This window comes from Thalassobellus citreus, assembly GCF_044385915.1.
GTDB classification, from domain to species: domain Bacteria; phylum Bacteroidota; class Bacteroidia; order Flavobacteriales; family Flavobacteriaceae; genus Thalassobellus; species Thalassobellus citreus.
The window spans coordinates 47,771-73,092 of record NZ_JBISCC010000122.1; the positions used below are offsets into that span (position 1 = coordinate 47,771).

The window sequence follows — 25,322 nt, forward strand, 5'->3', positions numbered from 1 at the left end:
TTTAGTATGAAATTTTTTGCATGAAAATCAACTAAAAAGAAGTAAATTTGCACTTTCTTTAAACAAACAAATTAAGATATAATGATTCATTTCTTTGGAAACGTAACCAGTAAGGTATTTGCTGTTCAAACAACAAAAGAATTATCAACCGAGAGCATCTCAAAATTAGTTTGGTTATTTGGCGACCAACCTAAAATAGAACAAGCATCACTAGATGCTTTTTTTGTTGGCCCTCGTGCGGCTATGATAACACCTTGGAGTACCAATGCTGTTGAGATTACCCAGAATATGGGTATTGTTGATATTATTAGAATTGAAGAATTTGAAGCGGTTGCCGACGATTTTAAAGATTTTGACCCGATGATTTCGGAAATTTTTAAAGGCCTAAATCAAGACTCATTTACTATTGATATTCAGCCAGAGCCTATTCTTAATATTGAAGACATTGCGGCTTACAATGATCAAGAAGGTTTATCGTTAAGCGATGAAGAGGTGGCCTACTTAGAAGGAGTTGCTAAAAAGATTGGCAGACCGTTAACGGATTCTGAAGTATTTGGCTTTTCGCAAGTAAACTCAGAGCATTGTCGTCATAAAATATTTAACGGTACGTTTGTTATTGATGATGAAGAAATGCCGGTGTCGCTTTTCAAAATGATTAGACAAACATCTGAAGCACATCCTAATGATATTGTTTCGGCATATAAAGATAATGTGGCTTTTGTAAAAGGCCCTAAAGTGGAACAATTTGCACCTAAACGTGCCGATATTCCTGATTATTATACGACTCAAGAATTTGAATCGGTTATTTCGCTAAAAGCGGAAACGCATAATTTCCCAACAACGGTTGAACCTTTTAATGGTGCTGCAACGGGTGCTGGTGGAGAAATTAGAGATAGACTGGCTGGAGGAAAAGGATCGCTTCCGTTAGCAGGAACGGCGGTTTACATGACATCGTATTCGCGTTTGGAAGCAAACAGACCTTGGGAGCAAAAATTTGAAGCTAGAGAGTGGTTATACCAAACTCCAATGGATATTTTAATTAAAGCATCTAATGGAGCTTCTGATTTTGGTAATAAATTTGGTCAACCATTAATCTGTGGTTCGGTATTAACGTTTGAACACGAAGAAAATGCGGCTGCAAGCGCATCGGCAGCAAGGAAGCTTGGTTTCGACAAAGTGATTATGCAAGCGGGTGGTATTGGATACGGAAAAGCAGATCAGGCTTTAAAAGATACGCCTAAAAAAGGTGATAAAATAGTGATTCTTGGTGGTGAAAATTACCGAATTGGTATGGGTGGTGCTGCGGTATCATCGGCAGATACAGGAGAGTTTGCTTCTGGCATCGAACTTAACGCAGTACAACGTTCTAACCCAGAAATGCAAAAACGTGCTGCCAATGCGGTTCGTGGTATGGTAGAAAGTGATGAAAACTTTATTGTTTCTATTCACGATCATGGTGCTGGTGGACATTTAAATTGTTTATCGGAACTTGTTGAAGATACTGGTGGAAAAATTAATTTAGATAACTTACCTGTTGGAGATCCTACCCTATCGGCTAAAGAAATTATAGGTAACGAATCGCAAGAACGTATGGGACTTGTGATTGCCGATGAACATATAAAGACACTTAACAAAATAGCGGAACGTGAGCGTTCGCCAATGTATACTGTAGGTGATGTGACAGCTGATAACCGTTTTACTTTTGAATCTGAAACCAAAGGCGATAAACCTATGGATTTAGCTTTAGAAGATATGTTTGGTAGTTCTCCTAAAACGGTTTTAACAGATAAAACGGTTACTAGAAATTATAAAAACTCAAGATATAAAACCAAAAACTTACAAATCTACTTAGAGCAAGTGTTGCAACTGGAAGCTGTAGCTTGTAAAGATTGGTTAACAAATAAAGTAGACCGTTGTGTTGGTGGTAAGGTTGCCAAACAACAATGTGTGGGACCTTTACAAATTCCGTTAAATAATGTGGGTGTTATGGCACTAGATTATAACGGAAAAGAGGGTATTGCGACTTCTATTGGTCACTCGCCTATTTCAGGATTAATTAATCCTGAAGCGGGTAGTAGAAATTCAATCACAGAATCGCTTACCAACATTATTTGGGCGCCTTTAAAAGATAATTTAGCGTCTATTTCACTGTCGGCAAACTGGATGTGGCCTTGTAAAAATGAAGGTGAAGATGCTCGTTTATATAAAGCAGTTAAAGCAGTTTCTGAATTTTCTATAGATTTAGGAATTAATGTGCCAACAGGAAAGGATTCGCTTTCCATGAAACAAAAATACCCTAACGAAGAAGTAATTTCTCCAGGTACGGTTATTATTTCGGCTGCTGGAAATTGTAATGAAATTTCTAAAGTTGTAGAGCCTGTTTTAAAACAAAACGGCGAAAGCATCTATTATATTAATATGTCTCAAGACGAATTTAAATTAGGTGGTAGTTCTTTTAACCAAGTTTTAAATACAATTGGAAACGATGCACCTGATGTAAAAAGTTCAGCGTTTGTAAAAGACACGTTTAACACCATTCAAGATTTGATTAAAGCAGATAAAATTTCTGCTGGTCACGATGTGGCTTCTGGTGGATTAATTACTACGTTACTTGAACTATGTTTTGCTGATGTTAATTTAGGTGCCGATTTTGATATCTCTGCCTTAAATGAAGAAGATTCTATAAAAGTATTATTCTCTGAAAATTCAGGTATTGTTTTTCAAGGCGATGCTTCTATTGAATCTGTTTTAGCTGAAAACAATATTGAATTCTTTAAAATAGGAACTGTAAATAACTCAGCTACTTTAAATATTAAGAACAACGAAGATACATTCTCTTTTGATGTTTCTAAAATGAGAGATGTTTGGTATAAAACATCGTTCTTATTAGACCAAAAACAAACGGCTAATGGTTTAGCACAAGACCGTTTTGATAATTATAAAAATCAACCACTGCAATACACTTTCCCAAAACAGTTTACAGGAAAATTACCTGAACTAAACGGAAAAAGACCAAAAGCTGCCATTCTACGTGAAAAAGGATCTAATTCTGAACGTGAAATGGCAAACGCTATGTATTTAGCGGGGTTTGATGTGAAGGATGTACACATGACCGATTTAATTTCAGGTCGTGAGACCTTAGAGGACATTCAGTTTTTAGGAGCCGTTGGTGGTTTCTCTAACTCCGATGTTTTAGGATCTGCTAAAGGTTGGGCAGGTGCTATTAAGTACAACGAGAAAGCAAATAAAGCGATACAAGATTTCTTTAACAGAGAAGATACGTTGTCGGTTGGTATTTGTAATGGATGTCAGTTATTCATGGAATTAGAAGAAATTAATCCAGATCATGAGATTCATGGTAAAATGGTTCATAATGATTCTCATAAACATGAAAGTTCATTTACTTCGGTGAAGATTCAAGAGAATAATTCAGTGATGCTTTCTACACTTGCAGGAAGCACATTAGGTGTTTGGATTTCTCATGGTGAAGGAAAATTTAATTTACCTTACGGTGAAGATAAATATCAAATAGTTGCTAAATATGGTTATGAAGGGTATCCTCATAATCCGAATGGTTCTGATTTTAACACCGCTATGATGTGTGATAAAACAGGTCGTCATTTAGTAACCATGCCACATATTGAGCGTTCTACTTTCCAATGGAACTGGGCAAACTACCCTGAAGGACGTAAAGATGAAGCAACGCCATGGTTAGAGGCCTTTGTGAATGCTAGACTTTGGATTGAGAAATAAGAAACAATTCTTTATATAAAACCAAAAGCTTTTTCGTAAGAAAAAGCTTTTTTTTATGCATAATTTTTACGTATTTTCAAGACATGAAAAAACACATTTTTAAAATCATTACTATAATTTTAGGATTGATTTTTACTTCTCAAACTTTTAGTCAAAACGACCAAAAACTAGTAAAACGAGATTACTATAATGACAGCATCGTTTCTATAGAAAAATGGTACAATAAAAACAAAGAATTAGACAGTGTTAAAACTTACTTTAAAACTAAAGAATTATATGAAAGCTTTCATTACAAAAACAATTACTTAAATGGTAAATCTTACCAGTTTAACAAAAAAGGAGACATTATAACTACTTGGAACTTTAAGAACAACACCCTTATTGAACGTACAGATCATATTATAAAATTCAACAAAAAAAATAAAGACAATATAAAAAATGCATACGAAAGCATTAAACGTGTAAACGAACTTATAAAAGCGAACCCCAAAAACACTGAGCTTCGTTACCGAAGAGCTAGAATAAGATATTACCTAGAAAACCGTTATTTGGCACTAATTGATTTTAAGCAACTAACAAAAAACATGTTTGATTATGCAAAAAAGAATGACACAGTGCCTCCAAAAAAACTAATAGGAGAAATATATAACCTTACAGGAAGTCTTTACGCTTCCTTAGAGAAGAAAAACCAAGCCATATATTATAAGTTACAAGCTACCTTAGCAAATCCTGAAAGCACAAAATTAGCTTACAATTTTGCATCACATTTATACACAATTAAATCTTATAAACTTTCAGAAAATTTATTAAAAACGGCTTCCGAAAAATGGCCAAACCATTCCTTTACAAATCGCTTACTTGCAAGCTTATACATTGATTTCGAAGATTACAAGAAAGCCTTACATCACATAAATATTGCTTTTGAAAGAGAAGAAGATCTTCTAAAAAACAGTAAAGGAGTTACAGGTAAAGATATAAGAACTTTAAGAGGCTTTATTTATCATAAATTGGGTGACACTAAAAAAGGAATTACTGATTTAAAAAAAGCCATTAATTTAAACACCTCCAATGCTTACGTCTATAGAAATCTTGGAATTGTTTACTATGACACTGAAAAATACGAAAAAGCTTGTGAGTGCTTAAAAAAAGCTCAAAAATTAGGATATGAAAAAACATATAACAGAGATGACATACAAGATTATTTAGATTATTCTTGTAAAGAAAAATCTAATAGAGAAAACATAGAAAAACCAATAAAAACATCTGAAATAAACACATTACCATATTTACATCCTAATCCTTCTCATAACGTTATCAATATTAAAAACCTTCCTTTTGAAAATTTTCAATACACCATCTATGACTATAAAGAAAGAGTGGTAATGAAAAAAAAGACCTCTATCCATTCATCAATTAATATATCTTATTTACCAAAAGGTTTTTATACTATTAAAGTTATAAGTGGTGAAGAATCTGAAAACTTTATACTTATTAAGGACAAATAAAATCATGCTAAAAAACATCTCTTTAATTTCTATTTTTATTTCAGTTTTTTATGCTGAATCCCAAAACTTATCTGTCGCAAGATTTTACTACCAAGATAGTATTATAGCAATGGAGCAGTTTTCCAACAATAAAAAACTAGATAGTATCAAAACCTACTACAAAACTGGTGAGCTTGATGAACTCTTTTACTTTAACAAATCTAGTCTTAACGGAGAGTCATATAAATTCAACAAAACTGGAGAAAAAATAGTGACTTGGATTTTTAACAATGATAAATTAATAAGTAGAACAGATCATTTTATTAAGTTTAATAAAAAAAATAAAACAAGAATTCAATTAATTCATGATGAATTAGTTGAATTAAACAAATTAATTAAAAACACTAAAAACGGCACTGTAAACACCAATTTAATTCTTCAACTTTCACATAAACGCTTAGAATTAGGTAATAGAATATTAGCTTTATCTGATTTAATGAATGTGGTAAATTCTATTGAAAGCTTACCAGAAGAAGATCAAAAAAAATACAAATTAAGTTCTTATTATGACGCCCTAGGTAATGTTTATGAAAGTTTTGAAATGTACAGATTAGCAAACATATATAAATCTAAAGCATTAAAAGAAGAACCAAACAACTCATATTTTCAATATAAATTAGGAGCTTTTAAATACACTAGCAAGAATTATAAATCTGCCCTTAAATATTTAAAGAAAGTTATTCAAAAATCACCCGAGCATGCAGCAGCTCATAATATTTTAGCAAGCTTATATATAGATTTCGAAGCATATGAAAACGCTATGTATCACCTCTACATAGCATTTCGAGATGAAACAAACTTAATAAAATATGGCTTAGACAATACAGATAATAATTTATTAACTAAAAGAGGGTTTTTACAACATAAACTGGGCTTTTCAGAAAATGGAATTCTAGATTTAAAAGAAGCTATTTACCAAGACCCTCAAAATTCGTTTGCACATAGAACACTTGGTTTTATATATTCTGAATTAGGAAAAAACAATGAAGCATGTACCGAACTTTTAATAGCAAAAAAATTAGGCTATGAAAAAATTCATGATAGAAACGATCTATCTAAACACACCTCATCTTGGTGTAAAAATGATTCAATAAGTTCAAAAACATTAGGATTAAATAAAAGACCATATGTAAGTCCAAATCCTGCAACGGATTTAATTAAAATAAAAAATATAAACGACTCGAATTTTGAATTTGAAATATTTAACTCAGACAACATAGTTGTTAAACATGGTATTTCTGAAGAAAAAAGCATTCGTCTTTTTGGATTACAGCCAGACTTTTACACATTAAAAATAAAAAGTAAAGGACTCGAGTATACCATGAAATTTGTCAAAAAAAAGGCCATTTAAAACAAAGTACCTCCTAAACCAAAAGTCTTTGTGAATGCTAGACTTTGGATTGAGAAATAAACAATCTGTTTAATAAAAATTTAAAACGAAGCCAGAAGTGTAATTACGCTTCTGGCTTTTAGTTATTAAAAAATAAAAACATTATAAACTTTAGTATTTAAATACTGGTAGCTTTTATTACGGCTTGAGCAGAAACTAACCTTGCAATAGGGACTCTATAAGGCGAACAACTTACATAATTCATACCTGTTTTATAGCAAAATTCTACCGAACGAGGTTCGCCTCCATGCTCGCCACAAATTCCAACTTTTAAATTTGGTTTTACACTTCTACCTCGTTCTGTTCCCATTTCAACTAACTGCCCTACGCCTTCTTGATCTAATACTTCAAACGGGTCGGATTTTAAAACACCTTTCTCAATATAAATAGGCAAGAATTTACTAGCATCATCTCGCGAATAGCCAAAGGTCATTTGAGTTAAATCATTTGTACCAAACGAAAAGAAATCAGCGTGTTTAGCAATTTTATCGGCCAATAAAGCAGCTCTAGGAATTTCAATCATGGTTCCTACTAAATAATCGATACGATCATTTCTTTCTTTAAAAACAGTACGAGCTGTGTTTCTTATAATAGCTTCTTGTGCTTCATACTCTTTAACGGTTCCTACCAAAGGCACCATGATTTCTGGAATAACAATTTTATCTTTTGCCTTTACATTTAATGCCGCTTCAATAATAGCTCGAGTTTGCATTTCTGTAATTTCAGGATAGGTAATACCTAGCCTGCAACCTCTATGTCCCAACATAGGATTAAACTCCTCTAATTCTGCTACTTTTAATTTCACAGCTTCTAATGAAATGTGCATATCTTCGGCTAAACTTCGTTGGGTTTCTAATTGATGTGGCACGAATTCATGTAAAGGTGGATCTAGTAACCGAATGGTTACTGGTAAACCTGCCATAGCTTCAAAAATACCTTCAAAATCTTCACGTTGCATGGGTAATAATTCTTCTAAAGCTTGCTTTCTACCTTTTACTGTATCGGCCAAAATCATTTCACGCATAGCTTTAATTCTGTCTACTTCAAAAAACATATGCTCCGTTCGAGTTAACCCAATACCTTGAGCTCCAAAACTACGTGCAACTCTGGCATCTTTTGGTGTATCAGCATTGGTTCGCACCTCCATAACACCATACTTGTCAGACAATTTCATAATTTCGGCAAACTCGCCTGTTAACTCTGGTTCTATGGTATTAACTTTACCTTCTATTATATTACCTGTAGAGCCATTTAATGAAACCCAATCGCCTTCATGATATTCATGACCATCAACGGTAAGTATTCGTTTTTTATAATTTATTTTTAAAGCTCCGGCTCCAGATATACAACATTTACCCATACCTCTAGCAACAACCGCAGCATGCGATGTCATACCTCCACGAGCAGTTAAAATACCTTTAGCAATATTCATACCCTCTAAATCTTCAGGCGATGTTTCAATTCTAACTAAAATACTATTCTTAAATTTATTAGCCTCATCTGCAAAAAAAACAATTTTTCCAGTAGCCGCCCCCGGAGATGCTGGCAAGCCTTGTGCAATTACATGAGCCATTTTTAAAGCATCGGGATCAAAAATAGGATGCAACAACTCATCTAATTTATTAGGTTCTATTCTTAATAAAGCTTCTACTTCGGTTATCTCTTTTTCTTCTAAAAGGTCCATGGCAATTTTAACCATAGCAGCTCCAGTTCGTTTACCATTTCTGGTTTGTAAAATCCAAAGTTTACCATCTTGAATCGTAAACTCCATATCTTGCATATCGCGGTAATGTGTTTCTAATTTTTGTTGGTAGGTATTCAATTCTTTATAAATTGAAGGCATTAATTCTTCTAATGACGGATAGTTTTTTAATCTATCTTCCTCTTCAATATTTGCTAATACAGCCCAACGCTGCGACCCTAATTTTGTAATCTGCTGTGGTGTTCGTACGCCTGCAACCACATCTTCACCTTGAGCATTTATTAAATATTCTCCATTAAAAACATTTTCTCCTGTTCCTGCATCCCGTGTAAAACAAACACCTGTACCCGAATTACCGCCCATATTACCATACACCATAGCTTGTACATTTACAGCCGTTCCCCAATCTTCTGGATAACCATGCATGTTTCTGTAATAAATAGCACGATTACCATTCCAACTATTAAAAACAGCGATAATAGCTCCCCAGAGTTGATCCCAAGGGTTTGTTGGAAAATCATGTCCTGTTTGTTTTTTAACAGCATCTTTAAAATCGTAAACCAAATCTTTTAGATCTTGAATAGAAAATTCATTATCTAAATGAATCCCTCGTTTTTCTTTAAGATGCTCCATAATTTCTTCAAACGGGTCAATATCTTCTTTTGAAGCAGGCTTCATACCTAAAACAACACCGCCATACATTTGAATAAAACGTCTGTACGAATCCCATGCAAAATGTTCGTTCTTAGTTTTCTTTGCTAATCCTAAAACAACTTCATCATTTATACCAAGATTTAAAACTGTATCCATCATTCCTGGCATAGAAACTCTAGCTCCCGAACGCACCGATACTAATAATGGGTTTTGTTTGTCTCCAAATTTAGTTCCCATAAACCTTTCAATATTTGCAATAGACTTTTCTACCTCATCCTTTATCATTTCTAAAACAGCCACTTCTCCAAGTAGGTTATAATCTGTACAAACTTCTGTAGTAATAGTAAATCCTGGTGGAACAGGAATACCAATGGCACTCATTTCAGCTAAATTAGCACCTTTACCTCCTAGTAAATTTTTCATTTCACTATTTCCGTCAGCCGATTTATTTCCAAATCTGTAAACTCTTGTTTTTGCTTCTTCTAGTAGTTCCATAATAATTATAGTTAATAGGTTTTACCTTCTTTAATAAAAACTCAAATAAAAATGTATGATTTTATTTTTAGACCACCTATAAATCTATATTACAACTAAATGATATTCAATGACATAAATCATATAATATGTCGTTTTTATTATTTATATAAAACAAAAACCCCAATTTCAAATAAATGAAATCGGGGTTTTTAGGATTTATAGTTAACCAATTTATGAAGCTTCAGATATGTTTATCATAATAGCATTCAATTTTTTTATACAAACTCTAAATACTGTATTTTTTTTACAAGAAAGATTCAATACCATAACTTCCTCTAAGCATTCCTACTACAAGAACTGCTGCAACGCAAATAATGAGTATAGTTAACGGAATAACTAATCTATCTATAACAGATAACTTCTTAGCTCTATCTTTATCGCCTATTAAACCATTATTATCTAAAAACATAGCTAAAGCCCAAGCCAATACTGGATTTGTTACCATAGCCATAAAAATACAAACTCCGGCAGCTTGTGCACATGAACTCTTTTTAATCATTTGAATACCAGCTTCAATCATAGGTAAAAACACACCAACAAGTAACGCAATACATCTTACTGGTGGCCATACAGCTACGTCCATCGGGCTTCCTAAAATAGCAACTGCCATAACCATTAAACCTAGAAGAATAGCTCCTGCAGGAATAGGTCTTTTTGCTATTGCAGCCGGAATTAAATAAGTACCCCAAGAAGACGTAATATTACCACCACCAACAGCTGTTCCTACCATTTGTCTTATAGAACACATGGTCATAGTATCATCAACATCCATTAAGACTTTCTCTGATTTCTTTGGGTAATTCATTTCTTGAAAAATACGATGTCCTAAGAAATCTGGCGACCACATTGCTACCGCTAAAATAGCGAAAGGTAAAGACGCAATAAAATGCTCCATTTTAGGTAAACCTAACATCCAACCTTCATCTGTACTTCCCCACCAATATGCTGGATTAAGATTTGGCAACCCAATTTCTGTTGTAATTTGAAGATCAAAACCAGCACCTCCAATTAAAGCAATAGCTAAAGCTAAAATTGCACAAGCAGGAATAGCTAACCAACGCTTATCTATTCGAGCAAGAAAACTGTATAAAATTACAGTAAAACTTAAAATAATTAAGGCTAAATAACCCATAGATCCTGCTTCAACAGCTGTTGATTCAAGTCCCATGCCCCAATTTTGAATGGTTTTAATTTGACTCATTGCTCCCATAAAACCTAAAAAGGTTAATAATCCACCAGCAACGCCTTTACTTGTTAAATTTACTAAGCGAGATCCCCCTTTAAAATAACTAAGTAAGAGTCCAAATACACCAATTAAGATTGCTAAAGCTAAAGGGTGTGCTCCTGCTAAAGCTATTGTTGCAATAAGCGGAATCATAGGTCCATGATTACCTGCTAAATTTGCTCTAGGATTAAAAAAACCAGAAGCCAAAATAACAAACAAAAAGGCAGGAATTATCATCTCTACTCTAGATACCTCAATAGCAAATTCCTTCCCTAGTGTAATGTGATCCCAAGCTTCGGTTAAACCGTTAGCCCAAGCCATCATTACTGATGAATACATAGCAATAATACCAAGAGTTCCTGCAAGTGCTGGCACTAAATCTTCCCATTCAAACCTAAAATCTCTTCCTGGAAGATTTAATTTGAATCTTTTAGGTTTCATTATTTGCAATTCATGCTCTAGGTAATCTGATCGACTCTCAAAATCTGAAGCCGGTTTATGCTGTTCTTTATAAGTTTTCATGTATTATTTTTTCGGACGAGAAATTAGTTTGTTACTATTTTTAATTGGAGATACATGGCGATAATAAACCCCATATAAAACCAATTAAGGTATTTGTTGTTTTAATTTTTTTTGAATTTATAATGCTAAAAACAGCGTATTAGTTGTGTTTTACTTCTTTAAAGTATTGACTTAAAATTTTTGAAGCAGTAACAATTTCTTCTTCTGTATTTTCGCGAACATCTTCAAGCTCATATTTCCAACCTAAGGCTTCCCATTTATGAATTCCTAATTTATGATATGGCTGAATTTCAATTTTTTCTATGGTTTTAAAATCTTTAAAATGATTTCCTAACGCATGTAATAATTCTGGTTTATCTGTGATTCCTGGAATTAACACATATCGTAACCACATTTTTTTACCAGAATCTTCTCTATATTTAGCAAAGTTGAGACCTGTATCTTTATTAGGATTACCAGTTATATATTGATAGCCTTCTTCAGTCATATGCTTAATATCTAGCATGATTAAATCGGCATAATCATCTAACAACTCCTGTGAAAAATGATTTAATATGCGACCGTTAGTATCAATATTAGTATGAATACCTTCTTCTTTTAATCTTTTAAAAAAAGGTATTAAAGCTTTTGCCTGTAATAATGGCTCTCCTCCAGAAACGGTTACACCTCCTTTTTTTCCAAAATAAGGTTTTGTTTTAAGGGCCATTTCAACTAATTCTTCTATAGGATAATCGCTCCCGCCATGGGTATCAATAGAATCTGGGTTATGACAATACAAGCATTTTAACTTACATCCTTGCAAGAATATAACCATTCTAATACCGGGACCATCATGTGTTCCGAAGCTTTCAATAGAATGTACTCTTAAAAAATTTGCTTGAGTTTCGATAAGGCAGTGTTTTAAAAATTAACATCTGATAGAAAAGCTAAAAAACTTCATCTATCAGATGCTTAAAATTATTTAAATAATTAATTACATTGATTTGTGGAACGAACGGTTTATAACGTCTAACTGTTGCTCTCTAGTTAATCGAATAAAGTTTACCGCATATCCTGATACTCTAATAGTTAATTGAGGATACTCTTCTGGACGCTCCATAGCATCTAATAAGGTTTCTTTATTTAATACATTCACATTTAAGTGCTGTGCATTTTTAGAAAAATAACCATCTAGAATGGTTCCTAAATTTTCTATACGTTCTTCTTGGTTAGCACCTAAAGATTTTGGTACCATTGAGAATGTATTAGAAATTCCATCCTGAGAATCGCTATATTGAATTTTAGAAACAGAGTTTAAAGAAGCAATTGCCCCTTGTGTATCACGACCGTGCATTGGATTTGCTCCTGGTGCAAAAGGTACACCACTAGCTCTTCCATCTGGTGTTGCTCCTGTTTTCTTACCATATGCTACATTAGATGTAATAGTTAATACAGACATTGTTGGTTCTGCATTCTTATAAACTGGTAATTTCTTTAATTCATTATTAAAATCTGCTACAGCGTTTACAGCTAATTCATCTACACCGTCAACATCATTTCCGTATTTAGGAAACTCTCCTTCAATTTCAAAATCTATCGCTAAACCTTCTTCATTTCTAATTGGTTTTACTTTAGCATATTTAATAGCTGAAAGCGAATCGGCAACAATTGATAATCCTGCGATACCATAAGCAATATTTATACTTGGATTCGTATCAATTAAAGCCATTTGAGCTTTTTCATAATAATACTTATCATGCATGTAATGAATAATGTTCATAGAATCATTATAAATACGAGCAACATCTTTCATAGCTACTTTAAAGTTAGCCATTACTTTATCGAAGTCTAAATATTCATCAGTATATTCTGGAATACCTTCAACCATTAAAGTTCCTGTTTTTTCACATCGACCAGCATTAATAGCTAATAATAAAGTTTTAGCTAAGTTCGTTCTTGCTCCGAAAAACTGAATAGATTTCCCTAATGCTTGGTAAGAAACACAACAAGCAATTCCGTAATCATCAGAACCACGGTTGGTTCTCATTAATTCATCATTTTCAAATTGAATTGAAGACGTATCAATAGAAACTTTAGCACAATAGTCTTTAAAATTTTGTGGTAAAGCTTCCGACCAAAGAATTGTAATATTTGGTTCTGGTGACGGCCCTAGATTGTATAATGTATTTAAGAATCTGAATGACGTTTTAGTTACTTTCGTTCTTCCATCAGAGAACATACCACCTATAGCTTCTGTTACCCATGTTGGATCTCCTGCAAAAATCTCATTATAAGCTTCCATTCTTAAATGACGAACCATACGTAATTTCATTACGAATTGATCGATATATTCTTGAGCTTCAACCTCTGTAATTACACCTTCTTCTAAATCTTTCTGAATATATATATCTAAAAATGTTGACACATTTCCTAAAGACATAGCTGCACCATCTTGTTCTTTAACCGCAGCTAAATACCCCATATAGGTCCATTGTACAGCTTCTTGAGCATTTTCAGCTGGTCGTCCTAAATCTAAATCATATTTAGCACCTAACTCACTAATTTCTTTTAATGATTTTATTTGTTCTGCAACTTCTTCACGTAAACGAATAACTTCTTCAGTCATTGGTCCACCCAAATTTTCTAAATCTGCTTTTTTTGCTTCAATTAAGAAATTGATTCCATAAAGTGCTATACGACGGTAATCTCCAATAATTCTACCTCTAGCATAATTATCTGGTAAACCAGTTAAAAACCCTAATGATCTGAATTTTTTTATTTCTGTAGTATAAGCATCAAAAACACCATCATTATGAGTTTTAACAAATTTTGTAAACAAATCTGTTAATGCATCATTAGGCTTTACACCGTGTTCAGACAATGCTTTTTGAACCACTTTAAAACCTCCAAAAGGTTTCATAGTTCTTTTTAGTAACTCATCTGTTTGTAAACCAACAATGACTTCATTTTCTTTATCAATATAACCTGCACTAAAGGCATTTATAGTAGAAATTGTTTCAGTATCAACAGATAGTACTCCATTATTTTTTTGCTCTTTTTGAGTTGCGTTTTTGCATAAATCCCATAATTTCTCTGTCTTTTCACTAGCACCAACTAAAAATTGGTCATCTCCGTGATAAGGAGTAATATTATTTAATACAAAATCTCTAACATCAACTTGTTTTTTCCAAAGTTCGCTCTTAAATTTTTTAACTTCCATTTTTACCTTAATTATCAATTACGAATATTAATTTATTCTTACTGCATCAAAAATAGAGCTAACCTTTAATCTTAAAACTGATATATATCAGCTTTAATTTCCCGAAATACCTTCATATACAAGGAATACTTTACGAAAACGTTTGAAACATGGTAATCAAAAAATCAAAAAAATTTCATTTATGTCAATTTATTTTTACCTGGGTTAATATAGCATAGTTTTGAGATAAATAAGAATACACGTAAAATGCGATTTTCATTTTTTTTTAAACAAAAAAAGCTTCCAAATTACACATTTAATACATAATTCACCTTATTACTAACATAACATTAAAAAAGCAGCAATAACAAATACACTTGAAAATAAAATATTCCTCATCAATTAAACATATTATATACTTTCTTTATAATTAAAGAATTAACAAAAAAAGCCTCCAAAATTTATCAATTTGAAAATCTCAATTATTTTCATACTTTGCATAACTAGAAACTTAATAAATAATAATGGCAGATATTACACGGATATTTGATTTTCTTTATCATCAATTAGAAAGCTACGACTTAAAAAAGGCACTTTCTACAAAATATAATGGTGAATGGAAATCTACTTCTACACAAGAATTTATTAACCAAGCAAATGCTGTTAGTAGAGGATTACTACGTTTAGGAGTAAAACCTAATGATAAAATTGCTGTTATTTCTTCTACAAATAGAACCGAATGGAATATTTTAGACATTGGTGTATTACAAATAGGTGCACAAAACGTTCCTATTTACCCTACTATTTGCGCTGAAGATTACGAATATATCTTAAATCATTCTGAAGCTATTTATTGTTTTGTTTCTGATATTGAGGTACTAGAAAAACTTAATACCATAAAAGCTAATACAAAACTTAAAAACGTTTATACTTTTGATACTATTAAGGATGAAAAAAACTGGACTGATATTTTAGAATTAGGTAAAGATGATAGTAATCAAAATGAAGTAGAAACAAGAAAAGAATTAGTAAAACCTAATGATTTAGCAACACTAATTTATACATCTGGCACCACTGGAAAACCAAAAGGGGTCATGATTAGTCATAATAATTTAGTTACTAATGTTTTAGATAGCGAAAAACGAGTACCCTTTGAAAACGGAAAATCTAAAGCTTTAAGTTTTCTTCCTATTTGTCATGTTTTTGAACGTATGATTTTATACCTATATATATATTGTGGTGTAGAAATTTATTTTGCAGAGTCTATTGAAAAAATGAGTGACAATTTAAAGGAAGTAAAACCTAACGTTATGACAGCGGTTCCTCGCCTTTATGAAAAAGTTTACGACAAAATAATTGCCAAAGGAGCCGACTTATCTGGTATAAAAAAGATGCTTTTCTTTTGGGCTGTTAATTTAGGTTTACGCTATGAACCATACGGTAAAAATGGTTGGTGCTATGAACTGCAACTAAAACTTGCTAGAAAACTCATTTTTAGTAAATGGCAAGAAGGTTTAGGTGGTAATTTAGACATTATGGTTTCTGGTAGTGCTGCATTACAAACACGATTAACACGCGTTTTTGCTGCTGCGCAACTACCTATTATGGAAGGTTACGGACTTACAGAAACATCTCCAGTAATTTCAGTTAACGATATGCGTAATGGTGGTTTTAAAATTGGAACTGTTGGAAAAATAATAGACAACGTTGAAATTAAAATTGCTGAAGACGGCGAAATTTTATGCAAAGGCCCTAATGTTATGATGGGCTATTATAAAGATCCAGAAAAAACAGCTGAAGTTATGTCTGGAGACTATTTCCATACGGGAGATATAGGCGAAATAGATGCAGGAGGCTTTTTAAAAATTACAGACCGTAAAAAGGAAATGTTTAAAACCTCTGGCGGAAAATATGTAGCTCCTTCATTACTTGAAAACAAATTTAAACAATCACGATTTATAGATCAAATTATGGTTATTGGTGAAGGCGAAAAAATGCCAGCTGCTTTAATTCAAATAAATTATGAGTTTGTAAAAGAATGGGCAAGACGCCATAATATAGATTATATATCAGACACTAATATTATTTGCAATCCGCAATTAATAGAACGTATACAAGCAGAAATTGATTTTGCCAATGCTACTTTTGGTAAGTGGGAACAAATTAAAAAGTTTGAAATAACTCCTGATGTTTGGTCTATTGATGCAGGCCATTTAACCCCTACAATGAAAATGAAACGTAAAGTTATTAAAACTATGTACGGTAATCTTATTGAAAAAATATACAGAACATAACGCTAAAGGTTGCTAGTTTCAACTAACTATTCTTATTTAAAAATCTATTAAATTTTATTTAATTTATTATGCGTGCATAATAAATTTTCATATATTTGAGCACACCAACCCTCTCAACATGAAAGATAAAACAATAGATTACGTGCTCCGGACTACATGGTTATCCGTCCAGAAAATGTATAATGAAGAAGCAGCAACAATAGATAGTACCATGGCAACAGGGTTTACCCTATTAAGTATAGATCCAGAAAAAGGAACACCTTCAACAGCATTAGGTCCTAAAATGGGTATGGAAGCAACTAGCTTAACCCGTATACTTAAAACCATGGAAAAAAAGAAATTAATAGAACGTCATCCAAACCCTAAAGACGGTAGAGGTGTAATTATACGCTTAACAGAATTTGGTCGAGAAAAAAGAGATTTTTCAAGAGATAAAGTTTTAATTTTCAACGATGCTATTAGAAAAAATGTATCAGAAAAACAACTAAACCACTTTTATGAAGTAGCCGAAGTTATAAACGATATGGTTTCAAATAAAAAGATATACAATCAAAAAGATTAGTAAGTTTTTAATAAGATGAGCAAACGAATAATTAAAAAAGTAGCCATTATTGGTTCTGGAATCATGGGAAGCGGAATCGCTTGTCATTTTGCTAATATTGGAGTTGATGTATTATTACTAGACATTATTCCAAGAGAACTTAATGCTAAAGAAAAAGCAAAAGGTCTAACTTTAGAAGACAAGGTTGTTAGAAATCGTTTAGTAAACGATGCTTTAGCAGCGTCCTTAAAATCTAAGCCTGCTCCTATTTATCATAAAAAATTCGCCAATAGGATTACCACTGGAAATCTTGAAGACGATATTTCTAAAGTTGCAGATGCAGATTGGATTATGGAAGTAGTTATAGAACGACTTGACATAAAAAAGCAGGTTTTTGAAAATCTTGAAAAATACAGAACACCAGGAACTTTAATAACATCCAACACTTCTGGAATCCCGATTCATTTTATGAGTGAAGGAAGAAGTGAAGATTTTCAAAAACATTTCTGTGGTACACACTTTTTTAATCCAGCTCGATATTTAAAATTATTCGAAATCATACCAGGACCAAAAACAGATGCTTCGGTATTAGACTTTTTAAATGGTTATGGCGAACAATTTCTTGGAAAAACATCAGTAATTGCAAAAGATACTCCTGCCTTCATAGGAAATCGTATTGGTATTTTTAGCATCATGAGTTTATTTCATGCTATTAAAGACATGAATTTAACTATTGAAGAAGTTGATAAATTAACAGGTCCTGTTATTGGTAGACCAAAATCGGCAACTTTCCGTACGGTTGATGTTGTAGGTTTAGATACTTTAGTACATGTCGCTAATGGTATTGCCGAAAACTGTAAAGATGATGAACAATTAGAACTGTTTAAACTACCAAATTTCATCAACACCATGATGGAAAAAAAATGGTTAGGAAGTAAAACAGGACAAGGGTTTTACAAAAAGCAGGTTTCTGCTGATGGCAAAAAAGAAATTCTTTCATTAGATTTAAATACTTTAGAATACAGATCGAAACAAAGAGCAAAATTTGCAACCTTAGAGTTAACTAAATCTATTGACAAAGTCGTTGACAGATTTAAAGTTTTAGTTTCAGGAAAAGATAAAGCAGGCGATTTTTACAGAAAAAGTTTTGCTGCTTTGTTTGCTTATGTTTCAAATAGAATCCCTGAAATAACGGACGAATTATACAAAATTGATGATGCCATGAAAGCAGGTTTTGGATGGGAACATGGTCCTTTTCAAATTTGGGATGCCATTGGCGTTGAAAAAGGTATAGAAATAATGAAAGCTGAAGGTTTAAAACCTGCTGCTTGGGTAAACGATATGTTAGCGTCTGGAAGCGATTCTTTTTATACCATAAAAGATGGCGCTACTTACACCTATGATATTCCGAAGAAAATACAAGAAAAAGTTCCAGGTCAAGATGCCTTCATTATATTAGATAACATTAGAAAATCTAACGAAGTCTTTAAAAATTCAGGCGTTGTTATTGAAGATTTAGGCGATGGCATTTTAAACTGCGAGTTCCAATCTAAAATGAATACTATTGGAGGCGATGTTCTTGCAGGATTAAATAAAGCCATAGATTTAGCTGAAAAAGATTATCAAGGATTAATTATTGGTAATCAAGGTGCGAACTTCTCGGTAGGTGCTAATATTGGTATGATTTTCATGATGGCAGTCGAGCAAGAATATGACGAATTAAATGCTGCTATTAAATATTTTCAAGATACTATGATGCGCATGCGTTATTCTGCAATCCCTACCATTTCTGCTCCACATGGTATGACACTAGGTGGTGGATGTGAACTATCAATGCATGCCGATAAAGTAGTAGCAGCTGCCGAAACTTATATTGGTTTAGTTGAATTTGGAGTTGGTGTGATTCCTGGTGGTGGTGGTTCTAAAGAAATGGCTTTAAGAGCATCAGATACATTTACTAAAGGTGATGTAGAACTTAACACGCTCCAAGAATATTTCTTAACTATTGGTATGGCAAAAGTTGCCACTTCAGCTTATGAAGCCTTTGATATGGGTATCTTACAAAAAGGAAAAGATGTTGTAGTTGTTAATAAAGACCGACAAATAGCAACAGCGAAAGCCTATGCTAAATTAATGGCTGAAACAGGTTATACGCAACCAGTAAAACGTAAGGATGTAAAAGTACTTGGTAAACAAGCTTTAGGAATGTTTTTAGTAGGAACAGATGCCATGGAAGCCTCTAGATTTATTAGCGAACACGATCATAAAATTGCCAACAAGTTAGCCTACGTGATGGCTGGTGGCGATTTATCGGAACCTACATTAGTAAGCGAACAATACTTACTAGATTTAGAACGAGAAGCATTCTTAAGTTTATGTACAGAACGCAAAACATTAGAACGTATTCAGCATATGCTAAAAACAGGAAAACCATTACGTAATTAAAGGCCCCTATCCCCAAAGGGGAACTGGTAAGTTTAAATTTGTAATCTTGAAAAGAAATAGAAATAAAAATAACGAATAAAATCCTATTTACCCCTAATAGGAATTCCCCCTTTGGGGGCTAGGGGGCTAATATGAAACAAGCATATATAGTAAAAGCATACAGAACAGCCGTTGGAAAAGCGCCTAGAGGTGTATTTCGTTTTAAACGTGCCGATGAATTAGGTGCTGAAACCATTCAGCACATGATGAAAGAATTACCTAACCTAGATGTCTCAAGAATTGACGACGTTATTGTTGGTAATGCGATGCCAGAAGGTGCACAAGGTTTAAACATGGCTCGATTTATTTCGCTAATAGGATTAAACTCTGTTGATATTCCTGGAGTAACTGTAAACCGTTTTTGTTCGTCAGGAATAGAAACTATTGGTATTGCAACTGCAAAAATACAAGCAGGAATGGCCGATTGTATTATTGCTGGAGGTTCAGAAAGTATGAGCTCAGTACCTATGACGGGTTTTAAACCTGAATTAAATTATGATACTGTAAAAGCTGGTCATGAAGATTATTATTGGGGTATGGGAAATACTGCTGAGGCAGTAGCAAATCAATTTAAAGTATCACGTGAAGATCAAGATGCATTTGCCTACAATTCACATATGAAAGCTTTAAAAGCACAAGCTGAAAACAGGTTTCAAGATCAAATAGTTCCTATCAATGTGGAACAAACTTATATTAATGAAAACGGCAAAAAAGCAACCAAATCTTATATTGTAACTAAAGACGAAGGGCCTCGTGCAGGTACTAGCTTAGAGGCTTTAGCAAAATTACGAGCTGTATTTGCTGCTGGCGGAAGTGTTACTGCAGGTAATTCATCTCAAATGAGCGATGGTGCAGCATTTGTAATGGTTATGAGTGAAGACATGGTTAAAGAATTAAATCTAGAACCTATTGCTCGATTAGTTAATTATGCAGCAGCAGGCGTAGAACCTCGTATCATGGGAATTGGCCCTGTAAAAGCCATTCCAAAAGCATTAAAACAAGCTGGTTTAAAACAAAGCGATTTAGATCTTATTGAATTAAATGAAGCTTTTGCTTCACAATCTTTAGCAGTCATTAGAGAGCTAGATTTAAATCCAGACATTGTTAATGTAAATGGTGGCGCTATAGCATTAGGACATCCACTAGGTTGTACAGGAGCTAAATTATCTGTTCAATTATTTGATGAAATGAGAAAACGCAATATGCAAGGAAAATACGGCGCAGTAACTATGTGTGTTGGCACAGGACAAGGCGCATGTGGGATTTTTGAATTTTTAAATTAAGACCTCAACTAGGCAACCAAAAAAAAGATAATTTATAAAATAAAAAGAGTTTTAAATAAAGTATAACTAAAAACACACCCGTAACAGTTCTTCCCCTTTGGGGGAGTTAGAGGGGCATATTATGGCACAAGATTTATTAAGAGGCGGTCAATTCTTAGTTAAAGAAACAAACTGCGAAGACATTTTTACACCAGAAGATTTTTCGGAAGAGCAAAATATGATGAAGGAAGCTGTCACAGAATTTGTAGACAGAGAACTTTGGTCAAATAAAGCACGCTTTGAAGCTAAAGATTATGCCCTAACAGAATCTTGTATGCAAAAAGCAGGAGAAATGGGTTTCTTAGGAGTTTCTGTTCCTGAAGCTTACGGTGGAATGGGAATGGGATTTGTTGACACCATGCTCGTTTGCGATTATATTTCGGGTGCAACCGGATCGTTTAGTACGGCCTTTGGAGCGCATACAGGTATTGGCACCATGCCTATTACCTTATATGGTACCGAAGAACAGAAACAAAAATATGTTCCGAAACTAGCTAGCGGCGAATGGTTTGGATCGTATTGCTTAACAGAACCTAGTGCTGGTAGTGATGCCAACTCTGGAAAAACGAAAGCGGTTTTATCTGCCGATGGAAAAACATACAGTATTACTGGTCAGAAAATGTGGATTTCTAATGCTGGTTTTTGTAGCGTAATGATTGTTTTTGCGCGTATTGAAAACGATAAAAACATTACTGGTTTTATTGTTGAATACGACCCAAATAACCCGAATGGAATTACCATGGGCGAAGAAGAACATAAGTTAGGAATTAGAGCGTCATCTACGCGTCAGGTATTCTTTAATGATACCGTAGTGCCTGTTGAAAATATGCTTTCAACAAGAGGTAACGGATTCAAAATTGCCATGAATGCTTTAAATGTTGGTAGAATAAAGTTAGCCGCTGCATGTTTAGATGCACAACGCCGTACAATAAGTGAATCGGTAAAATATGCTAATGAGCGTATTCAATTTAAAACACCTATTTCTAGTTTTGGAGCTATTCGTCAAAAAATAGCAGAAATGGCTACCAACTGTTGGGTAGGAGAATCAGCTAGTTATAGAGCTGCAAAAAACATTGAAGATCGTATAGAATTACGTCAAAATAACGGCAAAGACACACACCAAGAAGCCGAATTAAAAGGTGTTGAAGAATATGCTATTGAATGTTCTATTTTAAAAGTTGCCGTTTCTGAATATACACAACGATGTACTGATGAAGGTATCCAAATTTTTGGAGGTATGGGCTTTTCTGAAGACACACCTATTGAATCTGCTTGGAGAGATGCTCGTATTGCTAGGATTTATGAAGGTACTAATGAAATAAACAGAATGCTAAGTATTGGTATGCTTATTAAAAAAGCTATGAAAGGTCATGTAGATTTACTAGGGCCAGCAACTGCAGTTGCTAATGAGCTTACTAGTATTCCGTCTTTTGAAACACCAGATTTTTCAGAATTATTTTCAGAAGAAAAAAGTATAATCAAAAATCTTAAAAAATTATTTTTAATGGTATCTGGTGCTGCTTTACAAAAATATGGAGAGAAAATTGAACAACATCAACAGCTTATGCTAGCTGCTTCCGATATTTTAATTCAAATATACATTGCAGAATCTGCTATTCTACGAGCAGAAAAAATGGCTAAAAAAGAAGGAGAAGATAAGGTTTCAGAACAGATAGCTATGGCAAAATTAAACTTATTTCATGCTATTGATGTTATTGAAACAGCAGGGAAACACTCTATTATTTCATTCTCTTCAGGAGACGAGCAGCGCATGATGCTTATGGGCTTAAAACGTTATATAAAATATGTAAACATGCCCAACATTATAGAATTAAGAAATATTATTGCTAACAAAGTAATTAAAGAAAACAAATACTGTTTTTAGAAAAAAAAAGTGACTAATTCAATTCTAAAAAGCGCATCAAAAACTATTTTTTGATGCGCTTTTTTTATTTTATCTATTTTAGTAAAAACTTTATAACTATGAAAACATTATATTTTCTAACCTTACTACTTGCATCATCATTAGTCTTTTCTCAAAATAATAGCACTATTGAACCTAAATTAGAAAATATTTCTTGGATATCTGGTAATTGGAAAGGTGAAGCTTTTGGAGGCTTTACAGAAGAAAACTGGAGCCAACCTTCAGGAGATTCCATGATGGCTACATTTAAATTAATTATTGACAATAAAGTGTCATTTTATGAAATTGGAATTATTAGAGAAGTAGAAAACACTTTAATCCTTCAACTAAAGCATTTTAATAATGATTTGAAAGGTTGGGAAACTAAAGACGAAACGATTGATTTTCCTCTAAAAAAAATAACAAAACATAATGTTGTTTTTGAAGGCATGGTTTTTGAAAAGGTAAATGAAAATGAAATGAACGTTTATGTTGACATACATCAAGAAGATGGCACTATTGAAACCGTTAAGTTTAATTATACCAAATAACTAACATTAACAAACATTTAATAGCCTTTTAAAATGTTTTTCTATTATTTTATCATCAAATAAAAACAAATAAATGAAATATAATTTTTTAGCACTTATCACTGTATTAGTATTTTCATATACCTCTGTAAAAGCACAAGAATTACTGTCAGAAAAAAATAGTTTTACACATCAAGACACCCTAAGAGGCACTATAACTCCAGAACGCGCTTGGTGGGATGTAACCTATTATCATTTAGATATTAAAGTAGAACCAGCTAAAAAATATATTTCGGGCAAAAATACTATTCAATATAAAGTATTAGAAAATAATTCTATAATGCAAATTGATTTGCAGCCTCCTTTAAAAATAACGAAAGTCATTCAAAATGGTGATTCTTTAGAAGTAAAACACGATGGCAATGCGCATTTAATCCAACTAATAAGCAAACAAGATGTAGGAAGTATTCAATCTCTTGATGTGTATTATGAAGGCAATCCAAAAGAAGCCATTAAAGCGCCTTGGGATGGAGGGTTTTCATGGAAGAAAGATGAAAATGGAAATGATTTTGTTGCAACATCTTGTCAAGGCTTAGGTGCTAGTGTTTGGTGGCCAAATAAAGACCACATGTATGAAGAAGTTGACAGTATGCTAATTAGTGTGAATGTACCAAGAGGTTTAATGGATGTTTCAAACGGAAGACTTCGTAAAATTGAAGAATTTACAGATACAAAAACCTACCATTGGTTTGTTAGCAATCCTATTAACAATTATGGTGTGAATGTAAACATTGGAGATTACACACATTTTTCTGAAGTTTTTGATGGTCAAGGAGGTAATTTAGATATGGACTATTATGTACTAAAAGATCATCTAGAAAAAGCAAAGAAACAATTTAAAGATGCTCCAAGAATGATGAAAGCTTTTGAGCATTGGTTTGGTCAATACCCATTTTACAAAGACGGATACAAGCTTGTTGAAGTACCTTATTTAGGAATGGAACATCAAAGTTCGGTTACTTATGGTAATAAATTTATGCAAGGCTATTTAGGTAGAGATTTATCGGGTACTGGTTGGGGATTAAAATTCGATTTTATTATTATACACGAATCTGGACATGAGTGGTTTGCTAATAACATAACTTATATTGACATTGCAGATATGTGGATTCATGAAAGTTTCACAAACTATTCTGAAAGCTTATTTGTAGAATATTATTATGGTAAAGAAGCTGGTGCTGAATATGTAATTGGTACTAGAAAAGGCATTAAAAATGACAGACCCATTATTGGATATTATAACGTAAACAAAGAAGGTTCTGGAGATATGTATCCTAAAGGCGGAAACATGCTTCATACCTTAAGACAACTGGTTAAAGATGATGAAAAATGGCGTCAAATTTTACGTGGATTAAACACAACATTTTATCATCAAACGGTAAGTACGCAACAAATTGAAAATTATTTATGCAAAGAAACCGGCATTGATTTAACCGAATTTTTCAATCAATATTTAAGAGATATCAGAATACCAACGCTAGAATATTCCATTCATAAAAAAGAATTAAAATATAGATGGACCAATATTGTTGACGGATTTGATATGCCTATTCAAGTACAAATTGGAGATGATGACAGTTGGATTTATCCTAAAGCTGAATGGCAAACATTATCATTAGATTCTAAAAACGCTACATTAAAAGTGGATCCTGATTTTTATGTAGAAGTTAAAAAGCTATAATT

The 25,322-nt window shown here is 33.0% G+C and carries 14 protein-coding genes; 10 read left to right on the plus strand and 4 right to left on the minus strand.

Annotated features, from left to right (window positions below; translation table 11 throughout):
- Window positions 1-81: 81 nt before the first annotated feature.
- The 3 genes from purL to ACH5TX_RS07740 all read left to right on the plus strand — a co-directional run bounded on the left by purL (window position 82) and on the right by ACH5TX_RS07740 (window position 6,648).
- Window positions 82-3,753, plus strand: coding sequence for a phosphoribosylformylglycinamidine synthase (gene purL, locus ACH5TX_RS07730; protein WP_439338955.1), 3,672 nt, complete (start codon window positions 82-84; stop codon window positions 3,751-3,753).
- Window positions 3,754-3,836: 83 nt separating this feature from the next.
- Complete coding sequence (locus tag ACH5TX_RS07735) at window positions 3,837-5,258, plus strand: T9SS type A sorting domain-containing protein (protein WP_439338956.1); 1,422 nt, start codon at window positions 3,837-3,839, stop codon at window positions 5,256-5,258.
- Window positions 5,259-5,262: 4 nt separating this feature from the next.
- Window positions 5,263-6,648: a T9SS type A sorting domain-containing protein gene (locus tag ACH5TX_RS07740; RefSeq protein WP_439338957.1), complete on the plus strand. Its 1,386-nt coding sequence runs from the start codon at window positions 5,263-5,265 to the stop codon at window positions 6,646-6,648.
- 157 nt (window positions 6,649-6,805) lie between these two features.
- Here the strand turns inward: ACH5TX_RS07740 and ppdK are convergent, their stop codons facing one another.
- From ppdK to pflB, 4 genes are all read right to left on the minus strand, one after another.
- Window positions 6,806-9,538, minus strand: a complete 2,733-nt coding sequence (ppdK, locus tag ACH5TX_RS07745) for a pyruvate, phosphate dikinase (protein WP_439338958.1) — start codon at window positions 9,536-9,538, stop codon at window positions 6,806-6,808.
- A gap of 286 nt (window positions 9,539-9,824) precedes the next feature.
- Window positions 9,825-11,327 carry a DUF3360 family protein gene (locus ACH5TX_RS07750; protein ID WP_439338959.1) on the minus strand — a complete coding sequence of 501 codons (1,503 nt, stop codon included), beginning with the start codon at window positions 11,325-11,327 and terminating at the stop codon, window positions 9,825-9,827.
- 139 nt (window positions 11,328-11,466) lie between these two features.
- Window positions 11,467-12,216: a pyruvate formate-lyase-activating protein gene (gene pflA / locus ACH5TX_RS07755; protein WP_439339158.1), complete on the minus strand. Its 750-nt coding sequence runs from the start codon at window positions 12,214-12,216 to the stop codon at window positions 11,467-11,469.
- A gap of 84 nt (window positions 12,217-12,300) precedes the next feature.
- Window positions 12,301-14,526: a formate C-acetyltransferase gene (pflB, locus tag ACH5TX_RS07760; protein ID WP_439338960.1), complete on the minus strand. Its 2,226-nt coding sequence runs from the start codon at window positions 14,524-14,526 to the stop codon at window positions 12,301-12,303.
- A 503-nt stretch (window positions 14,527-15,029) separates the two neighbouring features.
- Between pflB and ACH5TX_RS07765 the strand changes: the two genes are divergently transcribed.
- The 7 genes from ACH5TX_RS07765 (at window position 15,030) to ACH5TX_RS07795 (ending at window position 25,320) form a co-directional block, all read left to right on the plus strand.
- Window positions 15,030-16,799 (plus strand): AMP-dependent synthetase/ligase, encoded by a 1,770-nt coding sequence (locus ACH5TX_RS07765; RefSeq protein ID WP_439338961.1) that lies wholly within the window; start codon window positions 15,030-15,032, stop codon window positions 16,797-16,799.
- 118 nt (window positions 16,800-16,917) lie between these two features.
- Window positions 16,918-17,361, plus strand: a complete 444-nt coding sequence (locus ACH5TX_RS07770; protein WP_439338962.1) for a MarR family winged helix-turn-helix transcriptional regulator — start codon at window positions 16,918-16,920, stop codon at window positions 17,359-17,361.
- Between the two features lie 15 nt (window positions 17,362-17,376).
- Window positions 17,377-19,785, plus strand: coding sequence for a 3-hydroxyacyl-CoA dehydrogenase/enoyl-CoA hydratase family protein (locus ACH5TX_RS07775; RefSeq protein WP_439338963.1), 2,409 nt, complete (start codon window positions 17,377-17,379; stop codon window positions 19,783-19,785).
- Window positions 19,786-19,916: 131 nt separating this feature from the next.
- The gene (locus tag ACH5TX_RS07780) at window positions 19,917-21,107 is read left to right on the plus strand and encodes an acetyl-CoA C-acyltransferase (protein WP_439338964.1); all 1,191 of its coding nucleotides are present in this window, start codon (window positions 19,917-19,919) and stop codon (window positions 21,105-21,107) included.
- Window positions 21,108-21,228: 121 nt separating this feature from the next.
- Window positions 21,229-23,031 carry an acyl-CoA dehydrogenase FadE gene (locus ACH5TX_RS07785; RefSeq protein ID WP_439338965.1) on the plus strand — a complete coding sequence of 601 codons (1,803 nt, stop codon included), beginning with the start codon at window positions 21,229-21,231 and terminating at the stop codon, window positions 23,029-23,031.
- A 98-nt stretch (window positions 23,032-23,129) separates the two neighbouring features.
- Window positions 23,130-23,600 (plus strand): DUF6265 family protein, encoded by a 471-nt coding sequence (locus tag ACH5TX_RS07790; protein WP_439338966.1) that lies wholly within the window; start codon window positions 23,130-23,132, stop codon window positions 23,598-23,600.
- A 73-nt stretch (window positions 23,601-23,673) separates the two neighbouring features.
- Window positions 23,674-25,320 carry a M1 family metallopeptidase gene (locus ACH5TX_RS07795; protein ID WP_439338967.1) on the plus strand — a complete coding sequence of 549 codons (1,647 nt, stop codon included), beginning with the start codon at window positions 23,674-23,676 and terminating at the stop codon, window positions 25,318-25,320.
- Window positions 25,321-25,322: the final 2 nt, after the last annotated feature.